The organism is Cupriavidus sp. 21MJTG02-4 (assembly GCF_057798975.1).
The window spans coordinates 280837-303353 of sequence record NZ_JBYOJP010000007.1 but is presented as its reverse complement, the minus strand read 5'-3'; the positions used below and the strand labels follow the sequence as shown (position 1 = coordinate 303353).

Genomic DNA, 22517 nt, shown 5'->3' with positions numbered 1-22517 from the left:
TGAGGGGGAGCCGGCAACGGCCGGCAGGGGCCCAATATACGGTGCGGCCGGCCGCGATGTATATTGAATCGTTTCCATTATGTGATCGCTTTTTCGACTCGCTCTCCCTGTCCTTCACGCCCATTCCTTCACGCCCGCCCTGCCCCCATGAAGACCACGCTCGACGTCCTGATGTCCCGCCTGCGCATGAAGCAGCTGCAACTGCTGATCGCGCTGGACGAACACAAGAGCCTGCACCAGGCCGCCGCGGCCATGGCCATGACCCAGTCCGCGGCCAGCAAGGCGCTGCAGGAGCTGGAAGGCATGCTGGATGCGCCGCTGTTCGAACGTTCGCGCAGCGGCATGCGGCCCAACCCGTTCGGCCATTGCGTGATCCGCTATGCGCGGCTGATGGCCACCGACCTGGGCGCCCTGTGCCAGGACATGGCCGAGATCCGTTCCGGCCAGGGCGGCCAGCTTGCGGTGGGCACCATCATGGGCGCGGTGCCGGACGTACTGGTGCCGGCGCTTGAAGCCATGCAGGCCGCCCAGCCCAGGCTTGCGCTCCACCTCGTGGAGGACACCAGCGTGCGCCTGCTCGACCTGCTGGACGACGGGCGCCTGGACCTGGTGCTGGGCCGGGCGCTGGTGAGCGGGCAGCCCGACCGCTACCACTACCAGCCCATCGGCGAAGAACCGGTGTCGGTGGTGGTGGGCCATGGCCGCGCGGCACCACGCGCCAAGGCCCTGGCGCTGGCCGACCTGGCCGGCTACCGCTGGATCGTTTACCCGGGACAGATGCCGATGCACGAACTGCTGCAGCGCGAATTTGATCTGGCTGGCCTGAGCCTGCCCGCCAACGTGATCTCGACCTCGTCCACGTTCGTGACGGTCTCCCTGCTCCAGCGCGGCGACCGGCTGGTGTCGTTGCTGCCCACCAGCGTGGCGGAGCTGTTTGCCCGTCAGAAGATGTTGCGCATCCTGCCGGTGCGGCTGCAATCGCGCCACCAGACCTTCGGCATCGTCACCCGGCGCGGCGGCACGCTGCCGGCGGCGGCGCGGGAACTGATCGGCCTGCTGAAATCCGCCGGCAATGCGCAGAGGTATTCCCACAGGTGATCACCCATTCAAAAATGCTCAGTAGTTGATCAGCACTGCTGTCCGTATATTTTGGTCAGGCAGCAAAGACTGACAATCAGGATGGAGACAAGCATGAAACGATGGATCACCGGCGCCTGCGCCGGACTGATCGGCCTGACCGCCGCCGTGGGCGCGGTCCAGGCCCAGGATTCCCGGCCCGTGCGCCTGATGGTCGGGGCGGCACCGGGCGGCGGCACCGACGTGATGGCACGCATCGTTTCCGACAAGCTGGCCGCCATCCTTAAGCAGCCCGTGGTGGTCGACAACCGGCCCGGCGCCTCCAACACCATTGCCGCCGACATCACCGCCAAGGCGGCGCCGGACGGCAATACGCTGCTGATGGGCGTGGTCACCTCGCAGGCGATCGCGCCCCACCTGCTCAAGCTCCAGTTCGATCCGCTCAAGGATCTGGCGCCGGTCGCGCTGGTGTCCTCCGTGCCCAACGTGCTGGTGGTCAACAACCAGGTGCCGGCTCGCGACGTCAAGGCGCTGGTGGCCCAGATCCAGGCCAGCCCCGGCAAATTCCGCTACAGCTCCTCCGGCGTCGGCAGCACCCAGCATCTTGCCGGCGCGGCGTTTGCCCGCCAGATCCATGGCCAGCTGCTGCATGTGCCGTACAAGAGCAGCAGCAGCGCGCTGGTTGACCTGATGGGCGGCCAGGTCGATATGAGCTTCGAGACCATGCCTTCGGTGATCAGCCATATCAAGTCCGGCAAGTTGCGCGCGCTCGCAGTGACCGCGGACCAGCGCTCGCCCCTGCTGCCAAACGTGCCGACGCTGGCCGAAGCCGGTGTGTCCGGCATCCAGATGAATGCCTGGTATGGGGTCTATGCGCCGGCTGGCACGCCTCCCGCCACGCTGCAAAAGATCAGCGCGGCGCTCGCCACCGTGCTGAAGGACCCCGACACCGTGCGCCGCCTGAATGATGTCGGCGCAGTGCCCGGCACGCTCAATGCCAGCCAGTTCGATGCGTTTTCGCGCAGCGAATATGCCCGCTACGGCAAGCTGATCGCCGAACTCGGCGTCAAACTTGACTGAACCCGCATTCAGGATTCACCGCTTCCGCTATGACTCAACCTCCCCGCATCGCCATGGTGCTTGGCGATCCTGCCGGCATCGGCCCCGAACTGATTGCCAGGCTGCTGGCCGACCCGAGCGCAGCGCACGCGCAGATCCTGCTGATTGCCGATCGCAACGAATGGCGCCACGCCCTGCGGCTGGCCAGCGTCGACCTCGCGCTGCCCGAGACCGGCCGCCTGGGTTTCGACGGCACTGACGCCGGCCCGCGCCTGTACCACTGGGAGCTGGAAGGCAAGCCTGCCTATCCGCGCGGCGCCGCCAGCGCCGAAGGCGGCCGCTACAGCCTGGGCACGCTCGCACTGGCGCTCGAACTCGCGCAGGCCGGCCAGGCCGACGCCATCCTGTTTGGCCCGCTCAACAAAAGCTCGCTGCATGCCGCCGGCATGGGCCACAACGACGAGCTGCACTGGTTTGCCGAGCAGCTTGGCCATCGCGGCGCCTTCTGCGAGTTCAATGTACTCGATGGCCTGTGGACCTCGCGCGTGACCTCGCACGTGGCGCTCAAGGACGTGCCGGCCATGATCACGCGCGAAAGCGTGGGCGCTGCGATCGACCTGATCGACCAGGCGCTGCGCAATGCTGGCATGGGCGCACCGCGCATCGCGGTATGCGGCCTCAATCCGCACAACGGCGACAATGGCGCCTTTGGCCGCGAGGAGATCGACGTGATCGCACCTGCCGTGGCCGCTGCCCAGGCACGCGGCGTGGCGGCGCAGGGTCCCTTCCCGGCCGACACCATTTTCCTCAAGGTACAGGGCGGACCGGCCCAGCGCCAGTTCGACGCCATTGTCACCATGTACCACGACCAGGGCCAGATCGGCATCAAGCTGATGGGCTTCTCGCGCGGCGTCACGGTCCAGGGCGGCCTGCCGGTGCCGATCACCACGCCGGCGCACGGCACCGCGTTCGACATCACCCAGCAAGGCCGGGCCGATCCCGGCGCGATCCTGCAGGCGTTCCGGCTTGCCTGCCAGATGGGTGCGCAACGGCGTGCCGCCGCGCAGCGGTGAGCAGGCATCCTGACAGGTCAGCCTAGAGCCACCCTTCGAACGCGGCGCCGGCATGCCCGCCGGCCCGCGGCCACAACGCAAACCTGAACACGGCCGCCGAGACCGCGGCCGGGGGCGCACTCGCGCGCGCAGTCGCGGCGCCGGCAAGCCAGCCCGACACCACCGTATTTCTGCCGTAAAAGGAGCCACATCATGAAGATCACCAACGTCCGCGCCCGGGTATTCGAATGGAAGGGCAAGACCGTGCCCCCGCAGGCCCACTTCTGCACCAACGCCACGGACATCCTGTTCGACCGCGGCGACGCCATGGGCTCGTTCCGCTTCCACGGCTGGCTCGTGGTCGAAATCGAGACCGACAGCGGCCTGGTCGGCATCGGCAACTGCGCGCTGGCACCGCGCGTGGCCAAGCAGGTCATCGACCAGTACCTGGCCCCGATCGTGATCGGACAGGACCCGTTCGACAATGACTACCTCTGGCAGAAGATGTACCGCCGCACCCATGCCTGGGGCCGCAAGGGCATCGGCATGGCCGCGATCTCGGCGGTGGACATCGCGCTGTGGGACCTGATGGGCAAGGCGGTGGGCAAACCCGTGTTCAAGCTGCTGGGGGGACGCACCAAGGAGAAGATCTGGTGCTATGCCTCCAAGCTCTACAACAACGACGATCGCGACGCCTTCCTGGGCGAAGCCCAGCGCTATCTGGACCAGGGCTTCACCGCGATGAAGATGCGCTTTGGCTACGGCCCCAAGGACGGCCCCGCCGGCATGCAGAAGAACCTGGAGCAGGTGCGCCTGCTGCGCGAACTGGTGGGCGACGGCGTCGACATCATGCTGGAGTGCTACATGGGCTGGACGCTGGAATACGCGCGCCGCATGGTGCCGCGCCTGGCCGAGTTCAACCCGCGCTGGCTGGAGGAACCCGTCATCGCCGACGATATCGAGGGCTATGCCGAGCTGAAGAAGCTGAGCCCCTTCCCGATCTCCGGCGGCGAGCACGAGTTCACCTCGTACGGCTTCAAGGACCTGCTCGAGCGCCGCGCGGTGGACGTGATCCAGTACGACACCAACCGCGTGGGCGGCATCACCGCGGCACAGAAGATCAACGCCATGGCCGAGGCCTGGTCGGTACCGGTGATCCCGCATGCCGGCCAGATGCACAACTACCACCTGACCATGGCCTCCACCGCTTCGCCCATGTCGGAGTACTTCCCGGTGCACGACGTGGAAGTCGGCAACGAACTGTTCTACTACATCTTCAAGGGCGACCCGGCACCGGACAACGGCCACCTGCAGCTGGACGACAACCTGCCCGGCCTGGGCCTGACCCTGAACGACGAGCATTTCGGCGACTTCGACATCATCGGCTGAACCCCGTGCCTGGACGGGGCGGTCACGCCGCCCCGCTGCATTGCCGCGCGTCGGTCACCGTCATCCGCCACAGGCTGCCGCGAACAGTACCCCGTCGACGCGCGCCTGCACGTAGGCCGACACGTCCACCAGGCCAAGCAGCGCGGCCAGCAAGGCGATGCCGGACCACGCCGCCACCATGCCCGTGCGACTGCCCGCCTGCAGGGCCGCCAGCATGAGCGGAAGCAGGCAGGCAACGACCAACAGGTATCGTATCGCGGACATCGGCCGGATCTCCGTCCCGTGCTCAGCGCCGGGCGCTTGCCGCGACGTGCAGGGCCGGCGGCACGCGGACAACGCCACGCAATCCCAGCCACGCGCACACGGCCGCAAAGCCGGTCACCAAGCCCAGCGCGACGATCGTCCGCACGTAGCTGCCGGTCGCTTCGAACGAGCGCGCGCCCAGTTGCACCGACAGGAACGCGCCGACCTGGTGGACCAGGAACAGCAGCCCGAACACCCTGCCCTTGACCTGGCTGCCGTAGCGCTCGAAGCAGAACATCGACGTCAGGATGACCGTGCCCAGGTAGCTGCTGCCGAACAGCAGCGCAAACGGCAGCACGCCCGCCTGCGGCACCAGCAGCAACAGCATCGCCGCACAGCGCATGGCGTAGAAGCCTGCCAGCAGCCGGTGCTTGTCGAAGCGCAGCGCGAGCGCCCCGGAGGCGATGCCGCTGGCCAGTTCCAGCACCCCGAGCGCGCTCAGCGCGTAGCCCATTTCCAGGCGCGGTACGCCAAGATCCTGCCAGTGCGCCAGCAGGTGTACGTCGATGAAGGCCATGGTCGCGCCGCAGCCGAAGAACCCTGCGGCCAACACGTAGAACACCGGATCACGCCGCACGATGGCCCAGGCCGAGGCCTGCGCCGCGGCAACCGCCGGCGCGGGCGGTTCCCAGCGCGACAGCAGCCATAGCGTGCCTGCTACAGGGATTGCGAAGACCATGCCTACTGCGCCGAACACCGTCGTCCACGCCGCCTGTGGCTGCAGCCAGATCCAGAACGGCGACAGCACGATAAAGCCGATCGCCGTGCCGTTCGTCACCACGGCATAGGCCAACCCTTTCCGGCGCGCCTCGAACAGGCGGTCTACCAGCACGCCCATCGGCACGAAGGTCATCGCCGCCAGCCCGAAAGCGCCGACGATGCCGAACGCAAGGCTGAACCAGACCAGCGACTGGTGCCACCAGGCCGCGCCGGCGTACGCAAGGCCTGCCGCCAACGCACCGATCGCCGCGGTGCGCAGCGGCCCGACGCGGTCGCTCAGTGCGCCCACCACGGGCGACATCAAGCCGGTGGCCAGCATGAAAAGCCCGCCCGACCACGCGAACTGCGCACGGCCCTGGCCAAAGTGCGTGGCAAGTTGCACAAAGTAAACCTGGTAGACGCCTTTTACGGCGGTCGACGCGAACATCACCGCAAAGCCGGTGGCGACGAGCAGCAGCGTGACTGCGCGGGAAAGCCTGGCGGTCGCCATGTCAACGGCTCCGGAAGGAATCCGGCAGCGCCGGCGTGGGGAAATGGCAAGGCAGCATGGAATCGGTCTCCGGATTGCACACGGCGCGGGGATTGCCGGGCTGCGAGCGGTGGGTGATGATTGCCATGCTATGGCGTGCGGCGGCCACCGGCCAGCAACAGGCCCGCCATCCATGGCAAATTTTCGGCCATTCTGAATCATGGCCAGAAGCAAAACGGCGCGATATAACAACGCTTGTGGCAATATTTCGGCTAGCAGCTCCTGGTCGATCCCGTCCCATGCCAACCGCCTACTTCCTCATGCTCCCCGGCATTCACATGCTGGACCTGGCCGGACCGCTGCAGATCCTTGCGACGGTTGCCGAACTCGGCATCGGCAAGCTGGCCGTGCGCTGCGTCGGGCCGCATTCCAGCGTGCAGGCATTCCAGGGCATCGAACTTGGCCGGGTCGGGCCGTTGCCATCACGGCTGCTTGCAGGGGACCTGGTGCTGGCCATCGGCAGCAAGATGACGGACACGCTGACCCGCTCGCCCTCATGGCGCGATACGGCGGACTGGTTGCGCGGCGTGGCGGCACGCGAGAACGACGGACTTACCATCGCCGCCGTCTGCACGGGTGCCTACCTGCTCGGCGATGCCGGCTTGCTCGACGGGCGGCTCTGCACCACGCACTACGCCCATGTCGGCAGGCTGCGCGCGCGGCATCCGGCCGCATCGGTGGTGGACAACCGCATCTTCGTCAGCGACGGCAATATCTGGACTTCGGCGGGCGTCGCCTCGGGCATCGACCTGGCCTTGCAACTCGTGGCGGGCATTTACGGCGACGAGGCCGCGATCCGCGTGGCGCGCGAGAATGTGGTGCCGTTCCGGCGCTTCGGCAGCGATCCGGAGCTGGATTCGAAATTCCGCTCCCGCTCGCACGGCAATGCGCTGGTTCATGCGGTGCAGGACGCCATCTCCACGGACTTGTCTGTCAGTGTGTCGGATCCGTCTTTCGCCGGGACCTTCGCCACCAGTGCCAGGCACCTGTCGCGTGTGTTCGCACGGGAAACCGGGCTGACGCCCAAGCAGTACCAGCTTGCGTTGCGCATGGACAAGGCCCGCAGGCTGCTGGAGGCATCTTCGCTCCCAGTCGAGGACATCGCCGGCCAATGCGGCTTTGCGAGCGTGCAGGCCTTCCGTTCCTGCTGGAACAAGGTCCAGCCGATGACGCCGGGGGAATACCGGCACGCTCATCGGGGTTAGTTCGATGCCAACTTACTGCCCGCGCGCCCTCTCCGCCGCCAAATAGGCATCGCGCGACGGCAGCAGGTGCCGCCGGCATAGCGCCACCAGGTCGTCGCGCCGCCCTTCGCGCAGCGCTTCGATCATGGCCCAGTGCTCCTGCCGGGCGCGTTCGCGGTAAGCGGCAGCGGCCAGCGAGCCGAAGCGGATCGGGTGGGTACGCCGCGCGTATTCGCCGATGGCCTGCTGCAGCACGCCGTTGTCGGACAGCGCGAACAGTTCACGGTGGAACTGCTGGTTGATGCGGAAGACGGCGCGCGCATCGTCGGCCGCCACGGCGGCATCGTGGCGCTGCTGCACGTCGATCAGCGCCTGCAGGCGCTGCGGCGGCACCGGCATGGCGATCAGTGCCGCCGCATGGCACTCCAGCACCTCGCGCAGGGCGTAGAGTTCCACGACTTCGTGCGCGTCGAAGGCGCGCACCAACGCGCCGGCATTGCGCCGGCGCTCCACCACGCCCATCAGCTCCAGCTCGGCCAGCGCCTGCCGGACCACGTGGCGCTTCAGGCCGAAGCGCGCCATCAGCGCGTCTTCGGTCAGGCGCTCGCGCGGGTGCAGGCGGCCGAAGACGATATCTTCCTCGAGCGTCTCGACGACTTGCTGCATCGCGTCGCCGCCGTCAATATCGGTGACCGCCGTGGTGGTGGCGCCCATGGCTCAGCCCTGCTTCGGCACGATATCGACGGTCTGCGTGGCACGCAGGAAGTCGAAGTCCACGCCCTGGTCGGCCTGCGTCACGGTCTCCAGGAACAGCTTGCGATAGCCGCGCTCGGCGCGCGGGCGCTCCACCGGCTGCGCCGCCGCGCGGCGGCCCAGCTCGGCGTCGTCGACGAGCAGCGCAATCTCGCGGTTCGCCACCGACAGCCGGATCCGGTCACCGCTGCGCACCAGCGCCAGCGGCCCGCCGATGGCGGCTTCCGGCGTGACGTGCAGCACGATGGTGCCGGCCGCCGTGCCGCTCATGCGCCCGTCCGACACGCGCACCATGTCCTTCACGCCGGCCCGGGCCAGCTTCTTCGGAATCGGCATATAGCCGGCTTCCGGCATGCCCGGCGCGCCGGTCGGCCCGATGCGCTTGAGCACCAGGATATCGTCGGCCTTGACGTCCAGCGTGTCGTCGTCGATGCGCTGCGCCATGTCCTCGGCGTTCTCGAACACCACGGCGCGCCCTTCATGCTCCATCAGCGCCGGGTTGGCGGCCGACTGCTTGATGATGGCGCCGCCCGGCGCCAGGTTGCCGCGCAGCACCGCCAGGCCGCCGGCCGGATAGATCGGGCTGGCCGCGGTGCGGATCACATCCTGCGTGAACGGCGGCGGGGCTGCATCCAGTTCTTCGCCGAGCGTGCGGCCGGAGACGGTCAGCGTGTCCAGATGCAGCAGCGGACGCAGCTCGCGCAGCAGCGCGAGCATGCCGCCGGCCTTGTGGAAGTCCTCCATGTAGTGCTGGCCCGAAGGCTTCAGGTCCACCAGCACCGGGGTCTCGCGGCTCATGCGGTCCAGCCCCGCCAGGTCGATATCGATGCCCAGGCGCCCGGCGATCGCCGTCAGGTGGACGATGCCGTTGGTCGACCCGCCAATGGCCAGCAGCACGCGCAGCGCGTTCTCGAAGGCCTTGCCGGTCAGGATGCGGTCCGGCGTCAGGCGCGCGGCTGCCATGGCGACCGCCGTGGTGCCCGTGCGTTCGGCCACGCGCACGCGGTCCGCCGTCACCGCCGGCGCCGACGCACCGCCGCTCACCATCATGCCGAGCGCTTCGGCCACACAGGCCATGGTGCTGGCCGTGCCCATCACCGAACAGGTGCCCACGCTGGCGACGAGCTGGTTGTTGACGTCGGCGATCTCGGTGCCGTCGATCTCGTCGGCGCGGTAGCGGCCCCAGTAGCGGCGGCAGTCGGTGCAGGCGCCGACCCGTTCGCCGCGGTGCGCGCCCGTCAGCATGGACCCGGTCACCAGCTGGATGGCCGGCACGCCGGCCGACGCCGCACCCATGAGCTGCGCCGGCACGGTCTTGTCGCAGCCGCCGATCAGCACCACCGCGTCCATGGGCTGGGCGCGGATCATCTCCTCGGTGTCCATCGACATCAGGTTGCGCAGATACATGCTGGTCGGCGCGGAGAAGCTCTCGTGCACCGAGATCGTCGGGAAGTCCACCGGCAGCCCGCCCGCCAGCATCACGCCGCGCTTGACCGCCTCCACCAGTTGCGGCGCGTTGCCGTGGCAGGGGTTGTAGCTGCTGCCGGTATTGACGATGCCGATGACCGGCCGCGACAGCGCGTCATCGGTGAAGCCCGCGCCCTTGATGAACGCCTTGCGCAGGAACAGCGAGAAGCCCGTGTCGCCGTAATTGGTCAGGCCCTTGGCCAGGCCCTGGCTGCTTGCGGGCGTGTCCGGCGACTGCTTCGGGTCTCGGGAGGAAGGCATCCTGCGTCTCCAATAAGATTATTGATAATCGAGACGCGAAGCTTAGCTGGCCTGGCACCTACGCTGCAAGTGGGTTACGCGCCCAGGATTGACTAATCCAGTTTTCAGATCAGTCGATAGAAAAATTCTGATTCATCAATCAAGAGGTCCACCCTACACTTGGCTGCGATGACGAGCCGGGCATCATCAGCGATGCGGCACCAGGAGTCGCCGCGGCTTCCCCCCGATTCCCACAAGATCCCGGCACAGGAGACTCACATGTCCGGCAATTCCCCCATGCCCGGCAGGGGCGTTCGCGCGCCGCGCCGCGCGCTGCTGCTGTCGTCGCTGGCGTGCGCCAGCCTGCTGCTGGCCCCGTCGCTGGCCGCTGCCGGCGACTATCCCAACAAGCCGGTCCGCCTCGTGGTGCCTTACCCGCCCGGAGGCGCCACCGACGTGATCGGCCGCACGCTGGCCCAGCGCCTGTCGGCCACGCTTGGCCAGCAAGTCGTGGTGGACAACCGCGCCGGGGCCGCCGGCAATATCGGCGCGGACCTGGTCGCCAAGTCGGCGCCCGATGGCTACACGCTGCTGATGGGTGCGCTGACCAGCCATGCGATCAACGCCGCGCTGTACAAGAGCCGCGTGCCCTACGACATCGAAAAGAGCTTTGCGCCGGTGGCCATCGTCGGCACCGTGCCGCTGGTGTTCGTGGTCAACCCTTCCGTCAACGCGACCACGCTGCCGCAACTGGTGTCGCTGGCCAAGTCGAAACCAGGCACCATCACCTATGGCTCGGCCGGCAACGGCTCGCCGCAGCACCTTGCCGGCGAGATGTTCAAGCGCATGGCCGGCGTGGACATGCTGCACGTGCCATACAAGGGCAGCGGCCCCGCGATGACCGACCTGATCGGCGGCCAGGTACTGAGCATGGTGGAAACGGTGCCCGCCGCGCAGGCCTATGTGAAGGGTGGCAAGATCCGCGCGCTCGCGGTGACCTCGGCCCAGCGCGTGAGCGCCCTGCCCGACGTGCCTACCGCCGCCGAAGCGGGCCTGAACGACTTCGAGGTGAGCTCCATGTTCGGCATCGTCGCGCCGGCCGGCACGCCGGCGCCCGTGATCGATCGCCTGAGCGCCGACCTGAAGAAGATCCTGGCGGAGCCGGAGGTCAAGGATGCGCTGCTCAAGCAAGGCGCCATCGCTACGTGGACCAGCCCGGCGCAGACCGGCGTGCGGATCAAGGCGGAAATGGCGAAGTGGAATACGGTGATTCGTGATGCGGGTGTGAAGCCGGACTAGGCAGCCGCCGGCCGGAAACGGCCTGGGCAGCGACCGGCAGCGACCGGCAATGACCGGCAACAATCGCTGCGGCAGCCGTATACTCTGCGCCAGAGGCCATGCCTCCCCGCGCGGCGCGTCTCCATGTGGTGCCTGCTACAGGAGCTGCCGGGAGCCGCCCGCGCATCACCGAATATCCAACAATATCCAATCAGTTACGGAGTCGCAGCATGCGCGTCGCATTCCTCGGGCTTGGCGTCATGGGTTTCCACATGGCCGGCCATCTTGCCGCCAAGGGCCATGAAGTCACCGTGTATAACCGCACCGCGGCCAAGGCGCAGGCCTGGGTCGCACAATTTGGCGGCAACGCGGCGGAAACACCGGCGCTGGCCGTCAGGCAGGCGGACGTGGTGTGCTCGTGCGTCGGCAACGACGACGACCTGCGCTCGGTGCTGATCGGCCCCGACGGCGCCTTCTTCACCGCGCCCACTGGCTGCATCTTCGTGGACCACACCACCGCCAGCGCCAATGTGGCGCGCGAGCTCTACGCGGCGGCGCGCGAGCGCGGCCTGCACTTTGTCGACGGGCCTGTATCGGGCGGCGAAGTCGGCGCTGAGAAAGGCATCCTGACCATCATGTGCGGCGGCGACGCCGAGGCCTATGCGCGCGCCGAGCCGGTCATCGGCGCGTATGCGCGCGCCGTGACGCGCATCGGTGACGCAGGGGCCGGCCAGCTCGCCAAGATGGTCAACCAGATCAGCATCGCCGGGCTGATCCAGGGCCTGTCCGAAGCGATCGCCTTCGGCGAGCGCGCCGGCCTCGACATGCGGCTGGTGCTCGACGTCATCAGCAAGGGCGCGGCCGGTTCCTGGCAGCTCGAGAACCGCGGCCCGACGATGATCGACAACAAGTTCGACTTCGGCTTCGCCGTGGACTGGATGCGCAAGGACCTGGGCCTTTGCCTCGACGAGGCGCGCCGCAACGGCGCCAGCCTGCCCGTCACCGCAACGGTCGACCAGTTCTACGCCGACCTGCAGCAGATGGGTTGCGGCCGCTCGGACACCTCGTCGCTGATCAAGCGCCTGCGCCGCTTCTCCGGGGAATGAGCGATGCGGACGGCACCTGCGGCCGTCCGATAATTCCTACACCGCAATCGGCAAGCGCCTGAAAGGCCCGATGGATCGTCCTGCCTAAGCTGTAGTCAGGAGCACGGGTGGCTGGGATCACCTGTGCACGGTACAGGAGATGACCATGTGGAAACTTGCAATCGCGCTGGTGATCAGCGCTGGCATGGGCCTGGCCGGCTGTACCGCGACGGGTGCGGTCGCCGGCGGCGTGGCGGGGCATGAACTCACGCACGGCAGCACCGCCGGCACCGTGGGTGGTGCCGTGGTGGGCGGCGTGGTCGGCCACGAACTGGGCAAGTAGCCCTGGAACTGACGCCAGCCAAGTCCTCGCTCCAACGCCCGCTGCTCGCGCAGCGGGCGTTTGCATAGGTGCCGGGCCACGGTGACAAGGCGGGCTTTAGCGGTTTCGCGCGCGCGCTGAAGCGTTTTGTTGCACGGTCCCGGCGGCCCGGATTCCCGCTTTATTCGGCTACGATAGGCGGGCAAGCCACATCTACCCGGATCTCCATGACACCTGCCTCGCCTCGCAAGCGCCAGTCCTCCATTCCCGCACGCCGTGCCCGCCACTGGATCGGCGGCACACTTGCTGCCTGGCTGCTGGCCTGTGCCGCGAGCGCCGGCGCACAGCCGCTATGGTTCGCCGGCGGACGCCCGACGCCACAGGCCCAGCAGGCCGTGACGGCATTGGTCGGCGCGGAGGCGGACGGCCTGGCGCCGAAGGACTACGACGCCGACGGCCTGAAGCGCGCGCTGGCGCAGGCCGCCGCCAACCCGCAAGCAGCGCCGGACGCCGTGGAGAAACTCGACAACGCGCTCAGCGACGCCATGCGGCGCTACCTGTCGGACCTGCACAGCGGGCGCGTCGATCCGCGCAAGGTGCATGCCAATTTCACGCCGCCGGAGTCGACGGTGTTCCAGCCCGACAGCTACCTGCGCGCCGCCGTGGCCAGCCATCGCCTGCCCGACGCCATCCGTGAAGCCGCGCCGTCCTTCCCGCTCTACGGCACGCTGCGCGATGCGCTGGCGCGCTATCGCAAGCTCGCAGCGCAACCTGGCTGGGAACATCCGCTGCCGGCACTGCCTGGCGGCAAGCTGACGAGCGGACAGGCCTACAGCGGCATTGGCGAACTGGCTGGCCGCCTCAAGACGCTTGGCGACATGGCTGCCGACGCGCCCGTGCCGCAACGCTATTCCGGCGCCGTCGTGGACGGCGTCAAAGCCTTCCAGTCGCGCCATGGCCTGGAGGCGGAGGGCACGATCGGCGCCGCCACCCTGACCCAGCTCAACACCCCGCCGGCGGCGCGCGTGCGACAGATCGAGCTGACCATGGAGCGGCTGCGCTGGACCCCGCTCGCCGAGGGACCGCGCGTGATCGTGGTGAACATCCCCGAGTTCATGCTGCGCGCCTATGAGTACACGGACGGCAAGCTCGACATCAAGCTGGAGATGAAGGTCATCGTCGGCAAGGCGCTGGACACGCGTACGCCGCTGTTCAAGGAGGACATGCGCTACATCGAGTTCAGCCCGTACTGGAATGTGCCGCCGTCGATCGCACGCTCCGAGACCATTCCGCGGCTGCGGCGCGACCCGGGGTACTTCACGCGCCAGGGCTTCGAGTTCGTCTCCAACGGCAAGGCCGTGACCACGCTTTCCGATGCCAACCTGGACGCCGTACTGAATGGCCAGATGCGCATCCGCCAGCGCCCCGGCCCGATGAACGCGCTCGGCGACATCAAGTTCGTGTTCCCGAACAACCAGAACATCTACCTGCACCACACGCCCACGCCGCAATTGTTCAAGCGCGACCGGCGCGATTTCAGCCATGGCTGCATCCGCGTGGAAGAGCCCGTGGCGCTTGCGCAGTTCGTGCTCAAGGACATGCCGGGCTGGGACGAGGCACGCATCCGCCAGGCCATGACCAAGGGCCAGTCCAACACGGTGGCGCTGCAGCAGCCGCTGCCCGTGGTGCTGGCCTATGGCACCGCGATTGCCCGCGCCGATGGCCGGGTATACTTCCTGCCTGACATTTACGGCCAGGACAAGCTGCTGGACCAGGCGCTGCGGCAGAACGCGGCGCGCCGGCCGGCCAGTGTGCCTGCCGCGGCACCGGCTACGCCAGACGCCCTTGCCCGCCCCGCGCCAACGCAGAACCCGACATGAAACACTCACGCAATCCTTCGCGCCGCCGCTTCCTGCAACACACGGGCGGCCTGGCAATGGGCGCCGGCCTGGCCGCGCTGTCGCCGCAATTGGCCTTGGCCAACGCGCCCGGCGCTCGCAGCCTGTCATTCGACCATACGCATACCGGCGAGCACTTGTCGCTGGTGTATGCGCTGGGCGAACAGGTGCTCCCGCAGGCACAGACCACGCTCAACCGCTTCCTGCGCGACCATTATTCCGGCCAGGTCGGCGTGATCGATCCGCAATTGTTTGGCTTGCTGTTCGATTTGCGCCGGACACTGGGCAGCGAGTCACCGTTCCAGGTGATATCGGGCTATCGCAGTCCCGTCACCAACGCGCGGCTACGCCGCACGGGCGGTGGCGGCGTGGCGAAGCACAGCCTGCATATGGACGGCAAGGCCATCGACATCCGCCTGCCCGGCGTGGCGCTGGCGGACCTGCGCGATGCCGCCATGTCGCTCGGCGTTGGCGGTGTGGGCTTCTATGCGCAAGACGATTTCGTGCACGTGGATACGGGGCGCGTGCGGCACTGGGGCTGAACTCCCGCACTGCTACGGCAAAAAACGCACCCGACTGCTGCTGTGCGCAGGCGGGGCTCATCGCTAGCCTTGAGTCTGGTCCACGCCTGCCGGCGTGGTAGGCCCAGAGCGATGCGAGACCAGCCCCCATGTACCTCTATGATTCCACCGACCAGCAACTGGTCGACGAGCGCGTTGCGCAGTTCACCGACCAGACCGCGCGCTTCCTGAACGGCGAGCTTTCGGAGGAAGAGTTCCGCGTGCTGCGCCTGCAGAACGGCCTCTACATCCAGCGCCATGCGCCGATGCTGCGCGTTGCCATCCCTTACGGCATGCTGGTCTCGCGGCAGCTGCGCAAGCTGGCGGAGATCTCGCGGCGCTGGGATCGCGGCTATGGCCACTTCAGCACGCGCCAGAACATGCAGTTCAACTGGCCGCGCCTGGAAGACGCGCCGGCCATCCTTGCCGACCTTGCCACGGTGCAGATGCACGCGATCCAGACCAGCGGCAACTGCATCCGCAACACCACTACCGACCATTTCGCCGGCATTGCGCCCGATGAAGTGGTGAACCCGCTGGTGTGGTGCGAGATCATCCGGCAGTGGTCCATGCTCCATCCTGAATTCGCCTACCTGCCGCGCAAGTTCAAGATTGCCGTGAGCGGCGCGAGCACGGACCGCGCCGCGGTGGGCGTGCACGATATCGGCCTGCAGGCCGTCGAGCGCGACGGTGAAACCGGCTTCCGTGTCTGGGTCGGTGGTGGCATGGGCCGCACGCCGATGGTCGGCAAGGAGATCGGCAAGTTCGTGCACTGGTCCGACCTGCTGACGTACTTGCAAGCGATCCTGCGGGTCTACAACCTGCATGGCCGCCGCGACAACAAGTACAAGGCGCGCATCAAGATCCTGGTGAAGGACCTCACGCCCGAAGTCTTCGCGCAGCAAGTCGACGAACACTGGCAGGGCATTCGCGGCGGCCCCGATACGGTCGACGCCGCTTTCGTGCGCGAGATCGCCACGCGCTTCACCACCCCGGACTACGCGCCTTGCGCAGCCAACGACGAAGACCCGAACCCATCGCTTGCCGCAGCCGATCCTCGCTATGCGCGCTGGCTGCGCAGCAACGTGCATGCGCACCGCGTGCCTGGCTATGCCGCCGTCACGGTGTCGCTGAAGGCCACCGGCACGCCGCCCGGCGACATCACGGCCGACCAGATGGAAGCCGCGGCCGACCTCGCGGACCGCTACGGCAGCGGCGAACTGCGCGTCTCGCACGAACAGAACCTGATCATCGCCGACGTGCGCCGCACGCGACTGCATGAACTGTGGCAGCAGCTGCAGACATGGAACCTCGCCACACCCAATATCGGCTTGCTCACCAACATCATCGCGTGCCCGGGCGGAGACTTCTGCTCGCTCGCCAATGCCGTGTCGATTCCGCTGGCCGAGGCGATTCAGCAGCGCTTCGACGATCTCGACTATCTCTACGAGATCGGCGAACTGGACTTGAACATCTCCGGCTGCATCAACTCGTGCGGGCACCATCACGTTGGCCATATCGGCATCCTCGGCGTCGACAAGGCTGGTGAGGAGTGGTACCAGGTCACAATCGGCGGCCGCCAGGGCGGGGCCTCCGGCGCGGCAATCGGGCGCATCATCGGGCCGTCGTTTGCACGCGACGAGATCCCCGAGGTCATCGAGCTACTGATCCAGAGCTACCTTGCCATGCGCGACAGCGATGCGGAGCGCTTTATCGATGTGGTGGAGCGCGTCGGCTTCGAACCGTTCAAGACGGCGGTCTACCAGAACCCGGCGATCGCCCTGCGCCGGCAGCAAGCGGAGGCCGCCCGCGGCTGATGGATGGCCCTCAGATCCGCAGGCCGCCCTCGTCGCGGCCGAGCCTGCGGATCACGCAGACCATCCAGGCCGCCAGCCCGGCCGCAGCAAAGACAACCAGCGCGCGTCCCGCCGCACCTTGCTGATCCGCCAGGTACACGCTGCAAAGCTGTTGCGGCGCGTCCTGGTAGAGCAGTCCCGCCACCAGCGTCATCGCGCTCCAGTTGATCGCGAAGAATGCCTGCAGCACGATCCCGGCACGCGTCCAGGACATACCGAGCGCGGCGCCAGCCGCGATCATGCTCGCCACTTTCGCGACGGACCAGCGCGCATCGAGCACGGCAAGATCCAGCGCGACCGGAAGCATCCAGTAGCTGGCGATGGCCGTGGCGGCCACCAGCCCCGGCAAGCCGCGCCGGTTCCATGCAATGACCCACGCAAACCGGCCGCACAACGCGGCCGCAACCATGCCGAGTGCCAGGAGCGATGGCAGTTCGATCGCCATATGCCGGAACATCGAGGCCTCCAGCCACCCGCGCAGCAGCGCCAGCACGGCCAGCGCCGCGCCGGGCAGCCAGACCACCGCGGGCCGCTCAGCGCTGCGCATGGACGATGTCGGCCAGCACCGCATCCGGGCGGTCGATGTCGTAGGCGCGGGCGAGCCGGCCCTGCGCGTCGATGAGGAAATGCGCGGCATTGTGGACGTAATCGCCGCGGCCATCCGGCAGCACAACCACGCCGAACGCCTTCAGCAAGGCCGGCAAGTCAGCGGCATCCGCTACCGTGGCCATGCGCCAGACGGTGGGATCGGCCCCCTGCTTGCGGCCATAGGCACTGAGTATCCCGGGCGTGTCGCGGTCCGGATCGAAGCTGATGGCCAGCAACTGGTAGCGCCCTGCAAGACCGCGCGCAATCAGCTCCGCCTGCAGGTAGGCTTGCCCTGACGCGCTGCTGCGGCAGACCGTGAGGCAGTGTGTGTAGACGAAGGTGACCAGCGTCTGCCGTTGCGCATCGCCGGTTTCGCGCAAGGAGAAGCGGCGTCCGGAGGCGTCGGCCAGTTCGATATCCGGCAGCGCAACGGGGGCTCGCGAGAGGTCGAATTGCCTTGCACCGTCGGACGTCACCACGCGGAAGCCGCGTGTCGCGTGGGCAAAGGCGAACAGCGCCAGCGCACTGACGAGGGCAGTCGCAACCAGCATGCCCCGCCAGCCGCCCGCCATCACTGCGCTCCGGCGAGCTTGTGCAGTTCGTCGCTATGCCATGGGTCCTTGCGCGACTCGCTCCACTTGCGGGCCGCTGCAACAGTCACCGCGTCAATGGCGGGCGCCTTGTTGCCCCACTCGCTGCGGATATGCGTGAGCACCGCGGCCAGTTCGGCATCGCCGAGTTGCTCGCCAAAGGCCGGCATCGTGCCGTTATAGGTCGTGCCCAGGATCTCGACGGGCCCGGTCAGCCCGTGCAGCACGATCTGCGACAGCACCACCGGATCGCCCGTCACCAGCGGCGATCCGGCCAGTGGCGGGAAGACGCCGGGCAGGCCCTGGCCGGTGGCCTGGTGGCAGGCCTGGCAGTTGGCCGCGAACAGTTGCTTGCCGTCGGCCACGCGGGCACCACCAGCGGCAGCGCCCTGGGCCAGCGCCTGCGCATTGCGCCGATCGCCAAGCTGGGCGAGGCCGTCGGCGCGCTCGGTCCAGATATAGCTGGCGGCCCAGACCACCAGTCCGGCGACCAGGCCCAGCACGATCTTCGGCACCGGGTTGTGCTGTTCGTGCGGGTCGGCGTGTTCAGTCTTGTGGCTGCTTGGGGGCTTCATCTGCGGCATGGTTCTTCGTGGTGCTGGCGGCGAGTACGAGGCCCTTGGCCAGGCTCGCTTCGGTCGGGGTCAGGACGGGATAGGTGTGGCGCAGCCCGGTGAGGTAGGCCACCAGGTCCAGTGCCTGCGGCGTGGCGACCACGGCCTTCCCGGCCGGGGCGGCGCCGGGCGGCAGCGAAACGACGCGATCGTCCTTGCCGACGGCATCGCTGTCCTTGGTCTCGAACAGGAACGGATAGGCCGGCATGATGCTGCCCGGCACATACGCGCGCGGCTGGTACAGGTGCCCGAGGTGCCAGTCGGCACTGGGCTGGCGCACGCCGATATTGAACAGGTCGGGGCCGGTGCGCATGGTGCCGAGCAGCGGCGGGTCGTCATAGTGATAGTCCGCCGCGACCGAGGGCCGGCCCCAGCCGCGCTGCGCGTCGGCAATGCCCGCGCCCGTGGAGCTGGGCTGCTGGGTATGGCAGGCGATGCAGCCGTTGGCCATGTAGACCTGCCGGCCGCGCAATTGCGCGCTGGTGTAGGGCGCGAGTTCCTTCGGCGCGGGCACGTCCTTCAGTTGCAGGAAGGGCACCACGATCATGGCGCAGGTGGCCAGCGACAGCGTCACCATGGCGCCGCCTACGAGCTTCAGTTCGTTTTCCATCGTCGTCGATCGTCGTCGGTCGTTCAGGCCAGGGATTCGGAAACCACGCGATCGCCCTGCCGCAGCGTGGCCGGACGGAACGCCATCAGCGCGAAGTGGCAGGCAAACACCAGGTGGCCCAGTGTCATCAGCGCACCGCCGATCGAGCGGCCCTGCAACCATGGCAGGGTCACCGCGACCGACTCCATGAACGGCCGCGCCGGGTTCAGCAGCGCCAGCCCTTGCAGCACGCCGCCGATCGACAGCGTCACGAGATAGATCGCAAACCCGCCAGCCACCAGCCAGAAATGCGCAGAAATCAGCGCCGGCTTTGGCCACGGTGCATCGACGATGCGCGGCATGGCGAAGTAGATGCCGCCGAAGATCACCATCGACACGAAGCCATACATGCCCAGGTGCGCGTGCGCCACGGTGAAATGCGTGAAGTGCGTGATGGCGTTGAGCGAGCGCAGCGCCTCGAACGAGCCCTGCACCGAGGCCAGCGTGTACATGATCGCGCCGAGCACGATGAAGCGCAGCGTCGGCGAGTGCTTCAGCGCGCCGAAATGGCCCTTGAGCGTCAGGTGCTGGTTCACCGAGAACGCCACCACGGGGATGATCATCATCACGCTCTGCACGATCGAAAGCGTGATCAGCCAGCCGGGGATGGGTCCGCCGATCAGGTGGTGCGCGCCGACCTGGCCGTAGAAGAACGCCAGCGTCCAGAAGCCCAGCAGCGACAGGTTGTACGACTGCACCGGCTTGCCGATGACCTTGGGCAGGAAGTAGTACACCGCGGCGATCGACAGCGGCGTGTAGAACAGCCCGAGCACGTTGTGGCCGAACCACCAGTTCATGGTCGCCTGCTCCACGCCGAAATGCACGCCCGGCACCTTGGCCACGATGTAAAGCACCGGGAACCAGAACAGCGCCGCGCCCATGTACCAGACCGACACGTACAGGTGATGCACCTGCCGGCGCTGCAGCATCAGCACCAGCGGTACGCCGATCAGCATGCCGCCCACCGCGAACAGCAGGCCGATCTGCCACGGGATCTCGAGCCATTCCATGCCTGCGTTGATGCCGCTGGCAATCGCGCCCAGACCGGCCACCAGCCCCGCATTCCAGATCAACGTCCCGACCAGCGCAAAGCGGCCGCCGCTCAGCGGCGTGCGCAGCAGGCGCGGCATCATCCAGATCGCCAGCCCCAGCAGGCCCATCGGCGCCCAGCCATAGGCGACCGCGTTCAGGTGCAGCACGCGCATGCGGCCGAACGACTGCCAAGCCTGCGTGACCAGGAAGTCCGGCAGGTGCAGCTTGAGCGAGCTGACCAGCCCCGCAAAGGACGCGACCACCAGCCAGACCACGGCGCAACTCAGGAGCATCAGGGCTGGCAAGGCGCTGGAACGGTCGGCGCGTGCGCGCGCCGCGAGTTCTTCGGCAAGGTCGGCGTCGGGCGCCAGGGTTGCGCCAGACCCTGATGGGTCTTCGGGCCGGCCGACCTCGCCGCTGGCAAAGATGGTCCGGGCGCCGCTCGACTCCAGGTCGAACAGGCCTTTCCTCAGGGACCAGATAAAGGCGAACAGGCCGCCGATCGACAGCAGGAAGGTAAGCAGCAGCAGGCTGGTGGGGTCCATGGCTTTGGGGGCGAGACAGGCGCGGTCCGTGGCGGGCCGCATCCGGGAATTGGCCGGCCAATGCTAGAGGCGTTGCCACCAGTGCAACAGAAGCAAAACTGTCGGAAATGACCGGAGCAGCGGATTCCGAGGCGCGACCGTTTGTCGCAGTTGCGTCACTTCGACTCAGGAGCGGCATGGCGGGCCAGAACACAATCTGGTACTTGCTCTCAGCGTCCATTACAGTTGACCCAATTGCAAAAAGGACAAGATCAGATGACCACCGGCGCGCGCCCGATGACACGCTATGAAGAACTGGCCGAGGACATCGCCCAGTCGATCCATGCCGGCGTACTGCGGCTGGGCGACCGCCTGCCGTCGGTGCGCCAGGCCAGCGCAGGCCGCGGCGTGAGCCAGTCGACCGTGTTCCAGGCCTATTACCTGCTCGAGGCGCGGGGCCTGATCCGGGCGCGCGAGCGTTCCGGGTATTACGTCGCCACGGGCTCGCGCCAGCTGGCGCCTGAAGCGGAGACACCGTCCGCACCGGCCGAGGAGTCCGGACCGATCGATGTCAGCGAACTGGTCTTCAAGGTGCTCGAATCAACCATGCGGCGCGACGTGGTGCCGTTCGGCTCGGCCTTCCCCAGTCCCCTGCTCTTTCCGCTGCAGCGGCTGGCCAAGACCATGGCGGCAACCGTGCAGAAGCTCGACCCGTGGAGCAGCGTAGATGACCTGACGCCCGGCAATGCGAGCCTGCGCCGCCAGATCGCGCTGCGCTACCTGGCCGATGGCCTGACCGTGCAGGCCGACGAGATCGTCGTCACCAACGGCGCGCTCGAAGCGCTGAACCTGTGCCTGATGGCCGTCACGCGCCCCGGCGATGCGGTGGTGATCGAAAGCCCCACGTTCTACGCGGCACTGCAGGCGCTGGAGCGCTGCGGCCTGTCCGCGATCGAGGTGCCCACGCATCCGCGCGAGGGCATGGATCTGGGCGCGCTGGAGCACGCGCTGCAGCGCCACCGCCCCAAGGCGTGCTGGCTGATGACCAATTTCCAGAACCCGCTCGGCTCGCTGATGCCGGATGCCAAAAAGCAGGCGCTCGTGGAACTGCTGGCGCGCTACGAGGTGCCGCTGATCGAGGACGATGTGTATGGCGAGCTTTACTTCGGCACGCGCCGCCCGACTCCGGCCAAGGCGTTCGACAAGGCCGGCCTGGTCATGCACTGCGCGTCGTTTTCAAAATGCCTGGCACCGGGCTACCGCGTGGGCTGGGCGGCGCCGGGCCGCTTTGCGCGCGACGTTGCACGGCTCAAGCTGACCACTACGCTGGCCGGCTCCGCGCCCGCGCAGGCTGCCATTGCCGCCTACCTGGAAAAGGGTGGCTATGACCGCCACCTGCGCCAGCTGCGGCACGCGCTGATGCTGCGGCAGGACGCCGTGGCGCAGGCCGTGGCGCGCCACTTTCCGCCCGGTACGCGCGCCACGCGGCCGGCGGGCGGCTACTTCCTGTGGATCGAACTGCCCGAAGGCACCGATACGCTGGCCCTCCATCAGCTCGCGCTGTCGCACGGCATCAGCATTGCGCCGGGGCCGATCTTTTCGGCGCGGGCCGGCTTCCGCAATTGCATGCGGCTCAACTACGGGCATGAATGGGACAAGCGCGCCGAAACCGCGCTGGCCACGCTCGGCCGGCTGGCCGGTGCCGTAGCCAGCGCGCGGCCCTAGCCCTTGGTATCGGCTCGGCTATC

General features: G+C 67.7%; 21 protein-coding genes. 12 read left to right on the top strand and 9 right to left on the bottom strand.

All coding sequences use genetic code 11. From position 1 onward, the window contains the following. Positions 1-147 precede the first annotated feature (147 nt). The 4 genes from AC3FKH_RS16980 (at position 148) to AC3FKH_RS16965 (ending at position 4577) form a co-directional block, all read left to right on the top strand. Entirely contained in the window at positions 148-1098 is a 951-nt protein-coding gene (locus AC3FKH_RS16980) for a LysR family transcriptional regulator (protein WP_488677023.1), read from the top strand. Between the two features lie 93 nt (positions 1099-1191). Next, on the top strand, positions 1192-2157 hold the full coding sequence (locus tag AC3FKH_RS16975; protein ID WP_488677022.1) for a Bug family tripartite tricarboxylate transporter substrate binding protein: 966 nt from the start codon (positions 1192-1194) through the stop codon (positions 2155-2157). A 29-nt stretch (positions 2158-2186) separates the two neighbouring features. After that, positions 2187-3209 carry a 4-hydroxythreonine-4-phosphate dehydrogenase PdxA gene (locus AC3FKH_RS16970; protein ID WP_488677021.1) on the top strand — a complete coding sequence of 341 codons (1023 nt, stop codon included), beginning with the start codon at positions 2187-2189 and terminating at the stop codon, positions 3207-3209. Positions 3210-3401: 192 nt separating this feature from the next. After that, complete coding sequence (locus AC3FKH_RS16965; protein WP_488677020.1) at positions 3402-4577, top strand: L-rhamnonate dehydratase; 1176 nt, start codon at positions 3402-3404, stop codon at positions 4575-4577. A 60-nt stretch (positions 4578-4637) separates the two neighbouring features. Here AC3FKH_RS16965 and AC3FKH_RS16960 read toward each other — a convergent pair whose 3' ends face one another. Together AC3FKH_RS16960 and AC3FKH_RS16955 are read right to left on the bottom strand one after the other, a co-directional pair. Further along, positions 4638-4841 (bottom strand): hypothetical protein, encoded by a 204-nt coding sequence (locus tag AC3FKH_RS16960; RefSeq protein ID WP_488677019.1) that lies wholly within the window; start codon positions 4839-4841, stop codon positions 4638-4640. A 22-nt stretch (positions 4842-4863) separates the two neighbouring features. Further along, positions 4864-6090 (bottom strand): MFS transporter, encoded by a 1227-nt coding sequence (locus tag AC3FKH_RS16955; protein ID WP_488677018.1) that lies wholly within the window; start codon positions 6088-6090, stop codon positions 4864-4866. Positions 6091-6368: 278 nt separating this feature from the next. On the opposite strand from AC3FKH_RS16955, the gene AC3FKH_RS16950 reads away from it, so the two are divergent. Further along, on the top strand, positions 6369-7334 hold the full coding sequence (locus tag AC3FKH_RS16950; RefSeq protein ID WP_488677017.1) for a GlxA family transcriptional regulator: 966 nt from the start codon (positions 6369-6371) through the stop codon (positions 7332-7334). Between the two features lie 12 nt (positions 7335-7346). On the opposite strand, the gene AC3FKH_RS16945 is transcribed toward AC3FKH_RS16950, so the two are convergent. Then, positions 7347-8027, bottom strand: a complete 681-nt coding sequence (locus AC3FKH_RS16945) for a GntR family transcriptional regulator (protein ID WP_488677016.1) — start codon at positions 8025-8027, stop codon at positions 7347-7349. 3 nt (positions 8028-8030) lie between these two features. Continuing rightward, positions 8031-9794: an IlvD/Edd family dehydratase gene (locus AC3FKH_RS16940; protein WP_488677015.1), complete on the bottom strand. Its 1764-nt coding sequence runs from the start codon at positions 9792-9794 to the stop codon at positions 8031-8033. Between the two features lie 258 nt (positions 9795-10052). On the opposite strand from AC3FKH_RS16940, the gene AC3FKH_RS16935 reads away from it, so the two are divergent. The 6 genes from AC3FKH_RS16935 to AC3FKH_RS16910 all read left to right on the top strand — a co-directional run bounded on the left by AC3FKH_RS16935 (position 10053) and on the right by AC3FKH_RS16910 (position 16733). Next, complete coding sequence (locus AC3FKH_RS16935; protein WP_488677014.1) at positions 10053-11072, top strand: tripartite tricarboxylate transporter substrate binding protein; 1020 nt, start codon at positions 10053-10055, stop codon at positions 11070-11072. A gap of 209 nt (positions 11073-11281) precedes the next feature. Further along, entirely contained in the window at positions 11282-12157 is an 876-nt protein-coding gene (locus tag AC3FKH_RS16930; RefSeq protein WP_488677013.1) for an NAD(P)-dependent oxidoreductase, read from the top strand. 145 nt (positions 12158-12302) lie between these two features. Beyond that, positions 12303-12479, top strand: a complete 177-nt coding sequence (locus AC3FKH_RS16925; RefSeq protein WP_211946512.1) for a glycine zipper 2TM domain-containing protein — start codon at positions 12303-12305, stop codon at positions 12477-12479. Between the two features lie 206 nt (positions 12480-12685). Beyond that, positions 12686-14338: a L,D-transpeptidase family protein gene (locus AC3FKH_RS16920; protein WP_488677012.1), complete on the top strand. Its 1653-nt coding sequence runs from the start codon at positions 12686-12688 to the stop codon at positions 14336-14338. Beyond that, positions 14335-14898 (top strand): YcbK family protein, encoded by a 564-nt coding sequence (locus tag AC3FKH_RS16915; RefSeq protein WP_488677011.1) that lies wholly within the window; start codon positions 14335-14337, stop codon positions 14896-14898. Before AC3FKH_RS16920 ends, AC3FKH_RS16915 begins: the two co-directional genes overlap by 4 nt. A gap of 128 nt (positions 14899-15026) precedes the next feature. Next, positions 15027-16733: a nitrite/sulfite reductase gene (locus tag AC3FKH_RS16910; RefSeq protein WP_488677010.1), complete on the top strand. Its 1707-nt coding sequence runs from the start codon at positions 15027-15029 to the stop codon at positions 16731-16733. 10 nt (positions 16734-16743) lie between these two features. Here AC3FKH_RS16910 and AC3FKH_RS16905 read toward each other — a convergent pair whose 3' ends face one another. From AC3FKH_RS16905 to AC3FKH_RS16885, 5 genes are read right to left on the bottom strand one after another with little or no spacing between them, the layout of a single operon-like run. Further along, positions 16744-17319 carry a hypothetical protein gene (locus AC3FKH_RS16905; protein WP_488677009.1) on the bottom strand — a complete coding sequence of 192 codons (576 nt, stop codon included), beginning with the start codon at positions 17317-17319 and terminating at the stop codon, positions 16744-16746. Next, positions 17306-17932, bottom strand: a complete 627-nt coding sequence (locus AC3FKH_RS16900; RefSeq protein WP_488677008.1) for an SCO family protein — start codon at positions 17930-17932, stop codon at positions 17306-17308. Before AC3FKH_RS16900 ends, AC3FKH_RS16905 begins: the two co-directional genes overlap by 14 nt. After that, on the bottom strand, positions 17932-18525 hold the full coding sequence (locus tag AC3FKH_RS16895; RefSeq protein ID WP_488677007.1) for a c-type cytochrome: 594 nt from the start codon (positions 18523-18525) through the stop codon (positions 17932-17934). The genes AC3FKH_RS16900 and AC3FKH_RS16895 overlap by 1 nt, the downstream gene beginning before the upstream one ends. Continuing rightward, complete coding sequence (locus AC3FKH_RS16890) at positions 18497-19174, bottom strand: cbb3-type cytochrome c oxidase subunit II (RefSeq protein ID WP_488677006.1); 678 nt, start codon at positions 19172-19174, stop codon at positions 18497-18499. Before AC3FKH_RS16890 ends, AC3FKH_RS16895 begins: the two co-directional genes overlap by 29 nt. Positions 19175-19197: 23 nt before the next feature. After that, complete coding sequence (locus tag AC3FKH_RS16885; protein ID WP_488677005.1) at positions 19198-20790, bottom strand: cbb3-type cytochrome c oxidase subunit I; 1593 nt, start codon at positions 20788-20790, stop codon at positions 19198-19200. 276 nt (positions 20791-21066) lie between these two features. Between AC3FKH_RS16885 and AC3FKH_RS16880 the strand changes: the two genes are divergently transcribed. Further along, positions 21067-22494: an aminotransferase-like domain-containing protein gene (locus AC3FKH_RS16880; protein ID WP_488677061.1), complete on the top strand. Its 1428-nt coding sequence runs from the start codon at positions 21067-21069 to the stop codon at positions 22492-22494. The last annotated feature ends 23 nt before the right edge of the window (positions 22495-22517 follow it).

Coding starts and splice junctions, on each gene's coding strand:
- AC3FKH_RS16920 (WP_488677012.1), top strand. CDS start 12,686: ATGACACCTGCCTCGCCTCGCAAGCGCCAGTCCTCCATTCCCGCACGC.
- AC3FKH_RS16940 (WP_488677015.1), bottom strand. CDS start 9,794: ATGCCTTCCTCCCGAGACCCGAAGCAGTCGCCGGACACGCCCGCAAGC.
- AC3FKH_RS16935 (WP_488677014.1), top strand. CDS start 10,053: ATGTCCGGCAATTCCCCCATGCCCGGCAGGGGCGTTCGCGCGCCGCGC.
- AC3FKH_RS16975 (WP_488677022.1), top strand. CDS start 1,192: ATGAAACGATGGATCACCGGCGCCTGCGCCGGACTGATCGGCCTGACC.
- AC3FKH_RS16910 (WP_488677010.1), top strand. CDS start 15,027: ATGTACCTCTATGATTCCACCGACCAGCAACTGGTCGACGAGCGCGTT.
- AC3FKH_RS16945 (WP_488677016.1), bottom strand. CDS start 8,027: ATGGGCGCCACCACCACGGCGGTCACCGATATTGACGGCGGCGACGCG.
- AC3FKH_RS16900 (WP_488677008.1), bottom strand. CDS start 17,932: ATGGCGGGCGGCTGGCGGGGCATGCTGGTTGCGACTGCCCTCGTCAGT.
- AC3FKH_RS16930 (WP_488677013.1), top strand. CDS start 11,282: ATGCGCGTCGCATTCCTCGGGCTTGGCGTCATGGGTTTCCACATGGCC.
- AC3FKH_RS16905 (WP_488677009.1), bottom strand. CDS start 17,319: ATGCGCAGCGCTGAGCGGCCCGCGGTGGTCTGGCTGCCCGGCGCGGCG.
- AC3FKH_RS16885 (WP_488677005.1), bottom strand. CDS start 20,790: ATGGACCCCACCAGCCTGCTGCTGCTTACCTTCCTGCTGTCGATCGGC.
- AC3FKH_RS16965 (WP_488677020.1), top strand. CDS start 3,402: ATGAAGATCACCAACGTCCGCGCCCGGGTATTCGAATGGAAGGGCAAG.
- AC3FKH_RS16880 (WP_488677061.1), top strand. CDS start 21,067: ATGACACGCTATGAAGAACTGGCCGAGGACATCGCCCAGTCGATCCAT.
- AC3FKH_RS16950 (WP_488677017.1), top strand. CDS start 6,369: ATGCCAACCGCCTACTTCCTCATGCTCCCCGGCATTCACATGCTGGAC.
- AC3FKH_RS16980 (WP_488677023.1), top strand. CDS start 148: ATGAAGACCACGCTCGACGTCCTGATGTCCCGCCTGCGCATGAAGCAG.
- AC3FKH_RS16960 (WP_488677019.1), bottom strand. CDS start 4,841: ATGTCCGCGATACGATACCTGTTGGTCGTTGCCTGCCTGCTTCCGCTC.
- AC3FKH_RS16890 (WP_488677006.1), bottom strand. CDS start 19,174: ATGGAAAACGAACTGAAGCTCGTAGGCGGCGCCATGGTGACGCTGTCG.
- AC3FKH_RS16895 (WP_488677007.1), bottom strand. CDS start 18,525: ATGAAGCCCCCAAGCAGCCACAAGACTGAACACGCCGACCCGCACGAA.
- AC3FKH_RS16925 (WP_211946512.1), top strand. CDS start 12,303: ATGTGGAAACTTGCAATCGCGCTGGTGATCAGCGCTGGCATGGGCCTG.
- AC3FKH_RS16915 (WP_488677011.1), top strand. CDS start 14,335: ATGAAACACTCACGCAATCCTTCGCGCCGCCGCTTCCTGCAACACACG.
- AC3FKH_RS16955 (WP_488677018.1), bottom strand. CDS start 6,090: ATGGCGACCGCCAGGCTTTCCCGCGCAGTCACGCTGCTGCTCGTCGCC.
- AC3FKH_RS16970 (WP_488677021.1), top strand. CDS start 2,187: ATGACTCAACCTCCCCGCATCGCCATGGTGCTTGGCGATCCTGCCGGC.